The following is a 13,325-nucleotide window of genomic DNA, read 5'->3' as shown; positions in this document are numbered from 1 at the left end:
GCTCGCCCCCCTCGAACGTCCGCCAGGCCAGGAAGATCAGGGCGGCCGCCACCAGCATGACCCAGGCGACCACGGCCACTCTGGCCGACGTGGTGATGTCGGGGTCGGCCGCGATCTCCCGCATCGTGACCCACAGGGCGTAGCTCAGCGACGACCCCATCGAGCTCAGCGTCATGACGAACGCAATCAACACCGACAGCGGACGCCGCCCCACCTCGTGCGCGAGGTCCGTCTTCACCGGAGGGGGCGCCGGCTCGCCGGAGGCGTCCACGCCCGTGAGGTCGACGACCGGCAGGTCGCCGTCGGTGACGACGGCGTCCCCGCCGCCGTTGCGGCTGTGATAGCCGGTGGAGAAGTCCTCGATGACCTCGACCCGCGTCTCCGGGACGCCGTAGCGCAGCGTCTCGACGATGTAGTCGCGCTCGATGTCGATGTTGCGGTCGATCTTGTGCGTCACCTGGAACGTGAACAGCGAGAGGCCGACCTTGCGGTCGTACGTGCCGGCCGCCACCCAGCCGACGCGGCGTCCGCCGGGCAACAGCCAGCCGGGCGGGCAGGGCCAGAACCGCACGTGATGCCGCTGCGACGGGTTCCCCTCGACCTCCTGCTGGTATGCGAACGCCTGCTGGTTGCCGAACAGGAACAGGGGGCTGACAGGGGCGTTCGGGTAGCTGCGGCGTCCGACGGCGGCCGTGATCATCCGGACGGCCGACGTCAGGTCGACCGGATCCGCCTGCACCCAGCCCGCCCGGCGCATCGCGGCGTGCAGCTGCTCCGCCTCCCCCAGGAACGCGAGGTTCACCGGGTCGCCGAGCAGACCGTCGCTCGTCCGCGCCCGGCCGATGAAGTAGTCGGGCACGTACAGCGTCGTCAGGACGCGGTGCAGCCGCGGCAGCGCGAGGTACGACAGCACCGCCCAGAACCCGAGGACGTACAGAATCGACACCGGCGCCAGCGTCGTCTGCGCCAGCACGATCAGCGCGAACACGAACGAGAAGACCAACGCCGCCCCGAAGAACAGGTTCTCGACGAGGTCGAGCCGCGCCAGCCGCGTCCACAGCCCGCCGTTCACCTTCCCCGGGGGGTGGTCGTACACCGGTTTGAGCGTGCCCATGCCCAGCACCTTATTTCCCGATCGGGCCCGGACGCCGCGGCGCCTCCCCGCGGACGCGCCGGTCTCGCGGCCGCCCGGCCTCCCCGGCGCTTCCCCGCGGATGCCTCAGCCGCGGGCGTCCCACCAGGCCAGCAGCTCGTCGCGGGCCCGGTCGGGCCCGAGCGGACCCTCCTCGATGCGCCGCTCCAGCAGGAACCGGTAGGCCTCCCCCACCTGCGGGCCGGGCCTGATGCCGAGCGTCTCCATGATCTGCGTGCCGTCGAGATCGGGACGCATCGCGTCCAGCTCTTCGGCCTTCGCGAGCTCGTCGATGCGCCACTCGAGCTGCTCGTAGGCCTGCCGCAGCCGGGCCGCCTTGCGCTGGTTGCGGGTCGTGCAGTCGGCGCGGGTGAGAATGTGCAGCCGCTCCAGCTCGTCGCCGGCGTCGCGCACGTACCGCCGGACGCCCGCGTCCGTCCACTCCGCGTCCGCGTAGCCGTGGAAGCGCAGGTGCAACTCGACGAGCTTCGCGACGGCCTTCACGTCGTCGGTCGGGAACCGGAGCGCGGTGAGCCGCTTCTTCGTCATCTTCGCGCCGACCACGTCGTGGTGGTGGAACGAGACTTTGCCGCCGCCCTCGAACCTCTTCGTGCGGGGCTTGCCGACGTCGTGCAGGAGCGCGGCGAGGCGTCCGACGAGGTCGGGGTCGTGCCCCCGCGCCTTCTCCAGCGCGATCGACTGCTCGAGGACCGTCAGGGTGTGGTCGTAGATGTCCTTATGGCGGTTGTGTTCGTCCACCTCGCGCTGCAGCGCGGACAGCTCGGGCAGGACGCGGTCGGCCAGCCCGGTGCGCACGAGCAGGTCGAGCCCGGCCCGCGGCGAGTCGGTGAGCAGCAGCTTCGCGAGTTCGTCGCGGACGCGCTCGGCCGACACGATCTCGATGCGGTCGGCCATGTCGGTCATCGCGGCGACGACGTCGGGGGCTGCCGTGAAGCCGAGCTGGGAGCTGAAGCGGGCGGCCCGCATCATCCGCAGCGGGTCGTCGCTGAAGGACACCTCCGGCAGCGACGGCGTCCGCAGCACTCGGTCGGAGAGGTCGGCCAGGCCGTCGAACGGGTCCTCGAACCCGCCCGTCACCACCGACAGGGCCATCGCGTTCACCCGGAAGTCGCGGCGCACCAGGTCGTCTGCCAGGTTGTCGCCGAACGCGACGATCGGCTTGCGCGAGTGCGGGTCGTACGCGTCGGCGCGGAACGTCGTGATCTCGACGACCCAGTCCTCCGCCCCCTCGCGGACGCGCGCCCCGATCGTGCCGAACTCGCGGCCCATGTCCCACGTCGCGCCGGTGATGCGGCGCAGCAACCGCTCGGTGTCGTCGGGCCGCGCGTCCGTGGTGAAGTCGAGATCGTTCTCCCCGCGGCCGAGCAGCGCGTCGCGGACCGGGCCACCGACCAGGTAGAGCTGGAAGCCGGCGCCGGCGAAGAGGTCGCCGAGCCGCCGGACCGAGGGCGCCGACTGCACCACCCGCTCCAGGGCTTGCCGTTGCGGCGGGGTCAGAGAAGGCACGGTCGACAAGCTTAGCGGGCCCGGGATGATCGGCGCCCTACGATGGGCGGCGTGATGACCCGACCCGGCCGCACCGGCCGCACCCGCGGCCGGCTGGCCGCCTGGGTCGTCGCGTTCGTGCTCGCCGTCGTCCCCGCGTTGCTCGGGACGCCCGCCGCGGCGGCCGCGCCGGCGGCGTCCGCGGTCGATGTGCAACTGACGTCGGTCGTGCTGACCGGCGGCCAGGTCGTCGTCACCGGCACGGTGACGAACAACTCGTCGGCGCCCGTGTACTCCGTGCGCGCCGACCTGTGGCGCTCGCGGCAACCGCTGACCACGCGGGAGGAGATCACGGAGTCGCTGACGTCCGACGATCTGCCCGACGGCGCCGCCCCCCGCCTCGACACGGCCATGAGCACCCGCCTGACGCCCGCGGGCGGGGCGCTCGCGCCGCAGGCGTCCTCGACGTTCACGCTGCGCGGCACGCTCGCCGAGCTCGGCCTCGGCCGGGACGCCTCCTACTGGGTCGGCGCGAACGTGTCGGCCGCGCCGGCGGTGTCCGGGAAGCGCTCGCTGGTCGAACGCGACCGCTCGCTCGTCACCGTGCCCGGCTCGACGCAGCCGCGGGTGGCGACCGTGGTCGTCCTGAGCGCCCGGCCGACGCAGATCAAGCCGAACCTCTTCGCCGATGACAGCCTCGCCCAGGACCTCTCCGGACGCCTCACCACGCTCGTCGCCGCCGCCGGCGGGGCCGGCGTCAGCTACGTGATCGACCCCTCGCTGTACGACGCGGCCGTCGACATGGCCGACGGCTACCGGGTCGTCGACGGCACCGGGACGCGGGCCGGCTCGGGCCAGCAGGCCGCCCAGCAGTGGCTCGCCGGATTCCGGGAGCTGACGGCCGAGTCGGGCTACCGCGGGCTCTACGCGCAGCCCGACATCGCGGGCGGCGCGGCCCTCGGGACGACGTCCGTGCTCGCCCGCGCGCAGGCCGCGACGGAGGCGTCCCCGCTGAAGCTCTCCACGCTCGCCGTGCTCGACCGCGTGGACGCCGCCGCCCTGCGGATCGTCGGCAACGCCGGCATCCCGGTGCTGACGACGGCCGTCGGGGGCGGGCGTCCGTGGTCGCTCACCGAGACCGCCGACGTCGTGGGCGCCGTCACGCCCGGGCCGCAGGTCACGGCGCCCCAGGTGCGCAACGTGGCCCTGACGAGGGCGGCCGCCACGTCGGCACTGTCGCGGGCGGCGGGCACCGAGGTCCGGCTGGTGCGCACGGCCGAGGACGCCAGCATCGACCAGCGCAGCAGCTCCGGCTGGCTCAACCGGGTCACGCTCGACCAGATCATCGCGCAGCGTCCGACCGAGCGGGCGCTCGGCCCGACGCCGGCGTCCCTGCCCGCCGTGACGTCCGGGCTTCTCGCCCGCGCGAGCCGGCTCAGCTCGGCGATGGACGCCTACGGCTCGGCCGCCCCCCGCTCCGGCGTCGCGAACGCCATCGACGACACCCTGTGCCGGATCTCGAGCGAGTCCTGGTCGGGCGCCCGCGCCTACCAGGAGAACTACCTGGACGCCATCGAGGCCCGCGTCGGGCCGCCGGCGATCTCCGACGGCATCCGGCTGTCGGCGACGCCCCTGGTCACGATGGCGTCGGCGGAGAGCACGTTCCCGGTCACGGTGACCAACGGGCTGACCGACACGATCACGGTCCGGGTGGCCGCCCAGAGCGCCAACGCGCAGCGGATCGAGGTCGGCGACTCCCGCGAGGTGACGGTGCGTCCGGGCGACAGCGAGACCGCGCAACTGCCGGTCGAGGCGTCCGGAAACGGCGTCGTGGACGCCCGAGTCCACGTCGAGGCGCTCGATGGCCGTAGGCTGACCCCCGACGTGACCATCACGGTCGAGGCAACCAGCCTGGGTGCGGTCGGCTGGGTGATCACCGTGGTGTCGGGAGTCGTGCTCGTCGCGTCGACGGCGTGGCGCATCCGACAGGTCCGAAGGAGCAGGGGAACCACCGCGAGATGAGTGACGACAAGCCCGAACAGCAGGCGTCCGGACGCCGGCTGCTGAACGCGACGGCCGTCATGGCGTCGGGGACGATGATCTCGCGCGCGCTCGGCTTCGTCCGGTCGGTGCTGATCGTGATCGCCCTGGGCAACACGACGCGGCAGGCGGACGCCTTCAACCTCGCGACCGTCGTCCCGAACAACCTCTACATGATCTTCGCCGGCGGGGCGCTGAACACGGTGCTCGTGCCGCAGATCGTGCGGCACATCAAGTCGGACGCCGACAAGGGCGAGGCCTTCATCAACCGCATCATGACGGCCTTCCTGATCGCGCTGGCGCTGCTCACCGCGATCGCCTACGTCTTCACGCCCGAGCTCATGGGGCTGTGGGCGAGCTCGTGGCGCGCCCCCGCGATGGCCGCCCACTGGCAGCAACTGATGCTGATGGCCTACATCACGATGCCGCAGCTCTTCTTCTTCGGCGCGTTCTTCCTCGTCGGGCAGGTGTTGAACGCCCGCGACAAGTTCGGCCCGATGATGTGGGCCCCCATCGTGAACAACATCGTCACCATCGCGGTGCTCGGGGCCTACATCGGGGTCTGGGGCACCCACGGCGACAAGTCGGTGCCGTTCACCAACGAGCAGGCGTGGCTGCTGGCCGGCGGGTCGACGCTCGGCATCGTCCTGCAGACCGCCGCGCTCATCCCGCCGACGCGGGCGATCGGGTTCCGCTACCGGCCGCGGTTCGACCTGAAGGGTCAGGGCCTGGGCGCCACGTTCCACCTGGCCAAGTGGATGTTGGGCTACGTGCTCGTCATCCAGCTCGTCTCGATGCTGGTCACGCAGCTCGCGACGTCGGCCACCGCGTCCGCGACCGACGGCGGCGCCGGCTACGCGACGTACAACACGGCCTACCTGGTCTGGATCCTGCCCCACTCGCTGCTGACCGTGTCGCTGGCGACGGCGATGCTGCCGTCGGCGTCCCGCTTGGCCGCCGCGGGCGACATGGACGGCGTCGCGACGGAGACGACCCGCACCCTGCGCCTGGCGAACACGTTCATCCTTCCCGCGTCGGTGGGGCTGCTCGTGCTCGCGGCCCCGTTCGCGATGCTGGTCTTCGGCAACGGGGCCGGCGCCCGCGACTGGCCCGCCGTCGCGTGGACGCTCGCCTGCTTCGCGGTCGGCCTCGTGCCCTACACCGTCCAATACGTGTGCCTGCGCGGCTACTACGCGCTCGAGGACACCCGGACGCCGTTCTTCCTCCAGATCGCGATCTCCGGCGCGAACGCCGTGCTCGCGCTGGTGCTGGTGGGCTTCTGGCACAGCCCCGCGCTCGTCGCGCCGTTCCTGGCGATCGCGTACGCGGCGTCCTACTTCCTGGGCGCGTTCATCACCTGGCGCGCGCTCAAGCGGCGCCTGCCCGCGCTGCACGGACGCCCGATCCTGCAGCAGCTCGCCCGGCTGGGCGTCGCGGTGCTGCCCGGCGCGCTGGTCGCGGCGGTCATCACGTGGTGGTCGCTCGACCAGTCGCGCGTCGTGATCGCGGTGTGCTTCGTCGCGTCCGCGGTCATCGCGGTGGCCTCGTTCTTCGTGCTCGCCAACCGGCTGGGCATCCCCGAGGCGAGCCAGCTCGTCGGCGTCCTGCGGCGGCGCGGCAAGGGCGGCAACGAGCCGCCACCCCCGGACGCCGCGGCAGTCGCGTCGAACGACCTGACCGGCCCCGACGTCCCCCCGGCCGCGGGCGCGACCCCGCAGCCGATGACGTACCCCGAGCCGGGCGAGGGCCCGGCGTCCTCGACGTCGGCCACCGACCCCGACGGCGAGCGCCTGGTGCACACCGGGCAGGTTCTCGACGAGCGCTACCGACTCGACCGCTGCCTGTACCGCCGCGCGGGCACCGAGACGTGGCTCGGGTTCGACCAGATGCTGTCGCGCCCCGTGCTCCTCCACGTGCTGGCACCCGACGACCCGCGGACCCTCGAGATCCTCGACGAGGCCCGCAAGGCCGCCCCGGCGACCGACTCGCGCTTCCTCCGCGTGCTGGACGCGGTGCTCGTCGAGGACGAGCCGCACGGCTCGTACATCGTCTGCGAGTACGCCCCCGGCCAGTCGTTGGAGCTCGCCCTCAAGCACGGCCCGCTCACCGAGGCGGAGGCGGCCTGGATGGTCCGCGAGCTCGCCGACGGCCTCATCGGCATGCACGCCCAAGGGCTCTACCACCGCGAGCTCAACCCCGACACGGTCGTCATCACGGCGAGCGGCAACGTGAAGATCGTCGGGTTCCTGGTGGAGGCGGCGCTGCACCCCGACGCCGACGACACGACCCCCGGCGAGCAGCTCGACGTCGAGGGCCTGGGCAAGGTGCTCTACGCCGCCCTGCTGGCCCGCTGGCCCGACGGCCCCGGCTACGGCCTTCAGCCCGTGCCGACCGACTCCCACGGACGCCCGCTGCTCCCCCGGCAGGTGCGCGCCGGCTTCTCGCCGGCGATCAACGGCATCGTCGACCGCATCCTCAGCCCCGTGCCGGCGAACCGGGCCACGCGGCTGACGACCGCGCTCGACATCAGCCGGGCGCTCAACGACATCCTCCGCGGCCTGGACGCCTCGCACGACCTCGACCGCCGGCTGCGCTACCCCGTGCACCCCGTCCACCTCGCGAAGGTCTCCGACGCGGGCCTGCTGGCGTCCCCGCTGGCCGCGGGGGCGTCCCTCAGCCAGCGTCTGCCCGTGGACGCCGACCGCGGCCACCACGCCCCGGGCGCCGCCGACTCCGCGGACGACGACGATGACGACGATGACGACGTCGACGGCGCGACCGAGGCCTACGAGTTCGACCGCAACGAGGAGGCCACGGCGCCGTTCACGCCGGTGCCGCCGCCGAAGCGCGACCACATCACGGAGGATCACGCGATCCACGCCGTGCCGACGCCCGAGCCGCCCCGGACGTGGCTCAAGGTGCTCATGGCCGGCTTCGGCATCGTGCTCGTGCTCAGCCTGATCGGCGTCCTCGGCAACGCGATCGTCTCCCGCCGCGGGCCGGCGGGCCCGGTCGAGACGTACGCGATCTCGTCGGTGCGCGACTTCGACCCGAGCGGCGACGGTGGCGACAACCGCGAAAACCCTGGCCAGGTGGGCAACGCGACCGACGGGCGTCCGGGCACGTCGTGGACGACCGAGCGCTACGGCCGCAGCCCCGACCTGAACGGGCGCAAGCCCGGCGTCGGGCTGGTCGTCGACCTGGGCTCGGCCAAGGAAGTCTCGTGGGTGCGTCTCGACCTCGGCTCGGGCGCGACGACCGCGCAGATCCGGGTGCCGAGCGACTCCGCGGCCGTCGTCCCGCCGATGCGCTCGGAGAACGAATGGCGGACCGTCAAGGAGGTGCCGGCCAGCTCCGGGGACTTCACGGTGAACCTCGACCAGCCCGTGACTACGCGCTTCGTGCTGGTGTACCTCACCCGGCTGCCGCAGGCGGCGTCCGGTAGCGCGTACCAGGGCAGCATCGCCGAGATCCAGGTCGGCCGGTAGGGTCCGCCCCCCGCGGGAATACCGCGCGGGCGTCCGGCGCTGAGGGGGACGTCGCGAACCCGCCGGACGGCGTCCGGACGTTAGGCTCGAGGCAATCATTGTCGAATCTGTGTGAGGAACCATGACGGACGTCCGCGAAGTCATCATCATCGGCTCCGGCCCGACCGGCTACACGGCCGCGGTCTACGCGGCGCGGGCCGAGTTGAAGCCCCTCGTGTTCGAGGGGGCGCTCGAGGCCGGCGGCGCGCTCATGAACACGACGGAGGTCGAGAACTTCCCCGGTTTCCCCGAGGGCATCATGGGCCCCGACCTGATGATGAACATGAAGGCGCAGGCCGAGCGGTTCGGCGCCGAGCTCATCACCGACGACGTCACCGAGGCCGACCTGTCCGGCCCGATCAAGCGGGTGAAGGATTCCGAGGGCACCTGGTATGAGGCCAAGACCGTGATCCTCGCGATGGGGTCCGGGTACCGGCGGCTGGGGCTCGCCGACGAGGATCGGCTCTCCGGCAAGGGCGTTTCGTGGTGCGCCACGTGCGACGGCTTCTTCTTCAAGGGGAAGGATCTGGCGGTCATCGGCGGCGGCGACTCCGCGATCGAGGAGGCGACGTTCCTCACGCGCTTCGCGAACTCGGTGACGATCGTGCACCGGCGCGACGAGTTCCGCGCGTCCAAGATCATGCAGGCGCGGGCGCAGGCCGACTCGAAGATCCGGTTCGCGTTCAACAGCACGGTGGAGGCGATCGAGGGAGACAAGGCCGTCGAGGGCCTCGTGCTGAAAGACACCGTGACCGGCGAGACCCGCACCCTGCCCGTGCAGGGCGTGTTCGTGGCCATCGGCCACAACCCGCGCTCCGAGCTGGTGCGCGATCAGATCGATGTGGACGCCGCCGGGTACGTCCTCGTGCAGCCGGGCTCGCAGGCCACCAACATCCCGGGCGTGTTCGCGGCGGGCGACCTCGTCGATCACACCTACCGGCAGGCGATCACCGCGGCCGGCACGGGCTGCGCGGCCGCGCTGGACGCCGAGCGCTACCTGGCCACCCTGGCCGACGCCGTCGAGATCGAGAAGGCCCACGCACGCGGCGAGGAGCCGGTGCCGACGGCCTGAGGCGTCCGCGTCGAACGACGACCGGTCCCGAGCACACCCACCGGTCCCCCGAAAAACTGTCGGCCCCGCCCGCTAGCGTGGCCGCGTCCCACCGAGAAGGAGAGTCATGTCCGAGGTCGAAGAAGTCACCGACGCCACCTTCGAGCAGCAGGTGCTGAAGTCCGACAAGCCCGTGCTGGTCGACTACTGGGCCGACTGGTGCGCCCCCTGCCGTCAGCTGTCGCCGATCATCGACGAGCTGGCCAAAGAGCACGGCGAGAAGGTGACGTTCCTCAAGCTCGACACGAACGCCAACCCCGACACCCCGGTGAAGTACGGCGTGCTCGGCCTGCCGACCCTGCAGGTGTTCGTGAACGGCGAGGTCGTCAACTCGATGACGGGCGGTAAGACCAAGGCGAGCCTCATCAAGGCGCTCGGCGAGTACCTCTGATCGCGCGCTGACGGGCGGGTCGACCCCGCCCTGAGGCTGCCGCGCGCCCGGGTCCGATCACTCGGTCCCGGGCGCGTTCGCGTCCGGGGTCGGCGCGATGAGCTCCTGCAGCGCGCGCACGTGCCCGCGGTAGGCGCGGCGTCCGGTGGCGGTGAGGGCCACCCACGTCCGAGGGCGCCCCACCGCCTGGCGGCGCTTGTCGAGCCGCACGTAGCCGGCGTCCGTGAGCAGCTTCAACTGCTTGGACAGGTTCGGCGTCGTGACGTCGAGCAGCTTCTCCAACGCCGCGAACTCGATGTCGGACGCCGTGTCGAGCGCCGCGCAGATGCGCAGCCGCAGCGGCGCGTGAATGAGGTCGTCGAACCGGGCGTTGACCATGCGCGGCTCACACCATGTCGTAGGGGCCGTAGTCGCCGGCGGCGAGGCGGCGAGCCTGATAACGATCGGTCCAGCGAAGGTAGACGTAGCTGACGGACGCCACCACGACGCCGGCCACGAGCGCGAACCACGGCTGCCAGGCCGGGTCGGGCCGGATCGCGGTGAGCACGAACAGCGGGGTGTACCACGCGGCGTAGCGCCACCAGGTGTCGCGGAGGACCCTCTCGTCGAGGATGCGTCCGCGGCGCCGGCGGCGCTGCCGCACCGCGACCACGATCGCGCCGGCCGTCACGAGCAGCAGGAATACGCCGCCGGCGATGTAGCCGGCGGGCGTCCGGAAGCTGACGGCGCCCACCCCAGCGCCGACGGCCACCGAAACCAGCGCGTACGTCCACCAGGTCTCGAGCGCGAGCTGGGCCGATTCCTGCCGCGCGCGCTCGACCTCCGTGAGGCTCGCGCGGGCGTCCTCGGGGACGATGGGATGGATGTCTTCGCCGGTCATGACGCCTCCTGACACCAGGATAGAAGTTGGTTACCGATGTGGCAACCAACTCTGCGTCCTGGTGGCCGACGTGTGCTCTGCCCACCCCCGGACCCTGACTGGCGCGTTCTCGGCGCGGGGCCGTGAGCGAGGTTCCGCTCAGCGGGGGCCACTGAGAACGCGCCAGTCAGGGTCGGGCGCTCGCGGTGAAACCTACCCGGGCGCGCCCCGCGCGGTCAGTCCTTGACGGCGGCCGAGCGCTTCACGAGCGGGGGCTGCGACGACCAGGGGAAGGAGATCCACCGGTCGGTGCGCTTCCACACGTGGTCGCAGGCGATGATCGAGCGCGGCTTCTCGTACAGCACGGCGACGCGGCTCTCCAGGGCGATGCGGTCGGCGAAGTCGCGCACCATGCGGAGGGTCTCGCCGGTGTCGGCGACATCGTCCACGATCAGGATCTTCTGCTCGGCCAGATAGCTGGTCGCCGGCAGCGGCGGCAGGAAGATCGGCTCGGGCAGTCGCTCGTCGACGCCGGTGTAGAACTCCACGTTGATGATGTGCACGTTCTTGATGTCGAGCGCGTAGGAGATCACCCCCGCGGGGAGCAGCCCGCCCCGGGTGATGGAGAGCACGATGTCGGGCTCGAAACCCGAGTCGACGACGCTCTGAGTGAGTTCGCGGCAGGCGTCCCCGAACTGCTGCCACTCCAGGATCTCGCGCTCTTCCGTCATGCCCTCATCATGGCAGGCTGGTGACCGACATGCTTCGCTCGACCAGGCGTGCGAGCCAATCAGTGCGCAGAGCCCAGGCCACGAAGGACACCCCGGCCGCGAAACCCAGCCACATCGCCAGATGCGGGCCGCCGGACAAGCCGGCCCAGACGGCGAACGGCGGAAGCACGACGATGCCGGACGCCGCCAGCGATGCCACCCAGTCACGCGCCCAACGCCGAGCCAGGAGCCCGAGGTGCACCAGGGCGTACACCCAGCCGCCGACGAGCACGGCGCCCCCGACGAGGGCCGACGGCGCTAAGACCAGCCGCCCGAGGCGCAGGGGCTGCGTGCCGAGGAGTTCCCGGGGCAGCACGAGCAGCAGCACGACACCCACGGCCGTCACCGCGAGCCACCGCACCATCCCGTCGAGGGCGTTGGGGTTACGCATGGACCCATTATAAGAAAAAACCAAGAGTCCTGCTCAACCGAGGGAGTGAACTTAAGTCCAAACCTGGTCGTTCCTAGGGATGATCGAGTCCTACTCAAGGGTGACTGAGAACGTTGTCTGCACTAGTCAACCTGCTGTTTCCTCGCTTGCATGACATTGTTCGTCAACTCCGGGCGTGTCGGCCCGACAGGCGGACGCCGACACCCCTTTCTCCTGAGAAGAAGTTAATGCTCTTTCTCAGGCTCGGAAGGCGGGGGTGGCCCAACGGCGTCCGTCGGGGGCGCACGCGAGCACCTCGAGACCCGGCCATCCCGTCGTGGCTTCGGCTAACGTCCCCGGGCCGCCGGCGAGGACGGCCGTGGCCAAGACGTCCGCCGTGACGATGTCGTCGGCCACCACGGTGACCTGGCAGAACGTGTCGTCGGAGCCGAGGTGCCAGACGTGGTCGCCGCGCTCGGCGACGCCCGACGTCGCGACGGCTCGCCGGGTGGGGGCGGAGGTGGGTTCGCCGCCGGCGTCCGACACGGGGACCGGCGCGGAGTACTGGCTGAGCAGCCGCGTCCGGTCGTCGGGATCGACAATGCCGACGACCCAGGGGCGTCCGTCGGGCTGGGCGCCCGACACGACGACGTCGCCGCCCGCGTTCAGCACGTAGTCGTGGACGCCGTGGGCGTCCAGCACGGCGGCCGCGGCCTGGATGCCAAGCGCCTTGACGATGCCCGAGAGGTCGACGGCACCGTCCGGGCGGTGGGGGGTGAACGCGCCGCTGGTCGCGGCGCGCCAGTCGATCGCGAGGTCGTAGACGCGGCGGTACTCGTCGGACGCCTGCCGCAGGGTGAGCGTCCGGTTCGCGACCTGGGACGCCTCGGACGCCGGCCGGTAGAGGCTGAAGCGGTCCTCGAGGGCCTCGAAGGCGTCCCGGAGGTGAGGGCGCGCGGCCGCGGGGACGCCGCCCACCGCCCGGACGCTGACGACCGTGCCCATCGCCTCGAAGACGAAGGGCTCGGCGAGAGTGAGGGCGGGCGCGGGGTCGTGAGGCAAGGCGTCCGAGGGGGACGGCGTCCGCGAAATCTCGGAGGTCGCGTTCACGGGATCACTTGGCCTGGTCGAGCGCCGACTGCAGCGACTCGAGGTAGGCGGTCGTCGTGTAGGTCGCGCCGCTGACGGTCGAGACGTCGGCGCTGTTCGCGGACTTGATCTCGCTCTCCAACATCGGGACGGCCTCCGCATTGATGCTCTCGCTTCGGTGTTCACCGTCGGAGACGACGTCGGCGTTGAGGTTCGTGATGGTGCCGTTGCTGAGCGTCACCGTGACGGTCACCGACCCGTACCGGTGGGTCTCGGTCGTGCCGGTGTAGGTGCCGGACGCGCTGGTGGACGCGGACGTCCCGCCGCTCGTGGACGAGTTGGACGATGAGGTGCCGGACGAAGACGTGCCGGACGACGAGGTGCCGGACGACGAGCCCCCCGACGTTCCGGACGCCCCGGAGGTCGTCGTGGTCGTGGTGGGCGTGGTCGGCGTGAGCGCGGTCTGTCCGTGGGCGGTGCCCGCCTGCCAGCCGAGAAACAGCACGCCCACGGACGCCGCCGCGGACGCC

The 13,325-nt window shown here is 71.6% G+C and carries 12 protein-coding genes; 4 read left to right on the top strand and 8 right to left on the bottom strand.

Annotated elements, in window-relative coordinates; all coding sequences use genetic code 11:
* On the bottom strand, positions 1-1,114 hold a 1,114-nt coding region (locus WMJ97_RS11150; RefSeq protein WP_347349066.1), incomplete at its 3' end, for an LssY C-terminal domain-containing protein.
* A gap of 105 nt (positions 1,115-1,219) precedes the next feature.
* A complete protein-coding gene (locus WMJ97_RS11145; RefSeq protein ID WP_347349068.1) occupies positions 1,220-2,626 on the bottom strand; it encodes a CCA tRNA nucleotidyltransferase in 1,407 nt (468 codons plus the stop codon).
* Between the two features lie 87 nt (positions 2,627-2,713).
* Between WMJ97_RS11145 and WMJ97_RS11140 the strand changes: the two genes are divergently transcribed.
* The 4 genes from WMJ97_RS11140 to trxA all read left to right on the top strand — a co-directional run bounded on the left by WMJ97_RS11140 (position 2,714) and on the right by trxA (position 9,707).
* A complete protein-coding gene (locus WMJ97_RS11140) occupies positions 2,714-4,660 on the top strand; it encodes a DUF6049 family protein (RefSeq protein WP_347349067.1) in 1,947 nt (648 codons plus the stop codon).
* Positions 4,657-8,166, top strand: coding sequence for a murein biosynthesis integral membrane protein MurJ (gene murJ, locus WMJ97_RS11135; RefSeq protein WP_347349065.1), 3,510 nt, complete (start codon positions 4,657-4,659; stop codon positions 8,164-8,166). Before WMJ97_RS11140 ends, murJ begins: the two co-directional genes overlap by 4 nt.
* A 121-nt stretch (positions 8,167-8,287) precedes the next feature.
* Positions 8,288-9,277, top strand: coding sequence for a thioredoxin-disulfide reductase (trxB, locus tag WMJ97_RS11130; protein WP_347349064.1), 990 nt, complete (start codon positions 8,288-8,290; stop codon positions 9,275-9,277).
* A 106-nt stretch (positions 9,278-9,383) separates the two neighbouring features.
* Entirely contained in the window at positions 9,384-9,707 is a 324-nt protein-coding gene (gene trxA, locus WMJ97_RS11125) for a thioredoxin (protein WP_347349063.1), read from the top strand.
* Positions 9,708-9,764: 57 nt separating this feature from the next.
* Here trxA and WMJ97_RS11120 read toward each other — a convergent pair whose 3' ends face one another.
* The 6 genes from WMJ97_RS11120 to WMJ97_RS11095 form a co-directional block, all read right to left on the bottom strand.
* The gene (locus WMJ97_RS11120) at positions 9,765-10,085 is read right to left on the bottom strand and encodes a transcriptional regulator (RefSeq protein ID WP_347349062.1); all 321 of its coding nucleotides are present in this window, start codon (positions 10,083-10,085) and stop codon (positions 9,765-9,767) included.
* 7 nt (positions 10,086-10,092) lie between these two features.
* On the bottom strand, positions 10,093-10,587 hold the full coding sequence (locus WMJ97_RS11115) for a hypothetical protein (RefSeq protein ID WP_347349061.1): 495 nt from the start codon (positions 10,585-10,587) through the stop codon (positions 10,093-10,095).
* A 215-nt stretch (positions 10,588-10,802) separates the two neighbouring features.
* Positions 10,803-11,297, bottom strand: a complete 495-nt coding sequence (locus WMJ97_RS11110) for a phosphoribosyltransferase (RefSeq protein ID WP_347349060.1) — start codon at positions 11,295-11,297, stop codon at positions 10,803-10,805.
* Between the two features lie 7 nt (positions 11,298-11,304).
* Positions 11,305-11,727, bottom strand: coding sequence for a hypothetical protein (locus WMJ97_RS11105; protein ID WP_347349059.1), 423 nt, complete (start codon positions 11,725-11,727; stop codon positions 11,305-11,307).
* A gap of 237 nt (positions 11,728-11,964) precedes the next feature.
* Positions 11,965-12,816 carry an FAD:protein FMN transferase gene (locus WMJ97_RS11100; protein WP_347349058.1) on the bottom strand — a complete coding sequence of 284 codons (852 nt, stop codon included), beginning with the start codon at positions 12,814-12,816 and terminating at the stop codon, positions 11,965-11,967.
* A 4-nt stretch (positions 12,817-12,820) separates the two neighbouring features.
* Positions 12,821-13,325 (bottom strand): FMN-binding protein (locus tag WMJ97_RS11095; RefSeq protein WP_347349057.1); only part of this gene is annotated, 505 nt, incomplete at its 5' end.

Origin of the sequence: Nigerium sp. (genome assembly GCF_039811905.1) — a bacterium.
GTDB lineage: Bacteria > Actinomycetota > Actinomycetes > Propionibacteriales > Propionibacteriaceae > Propioniciclava.
Note: the sequence above shows the minus strand (reverse complement) of the source record. Positions and strands in the feature narration are given on the sequence as shown.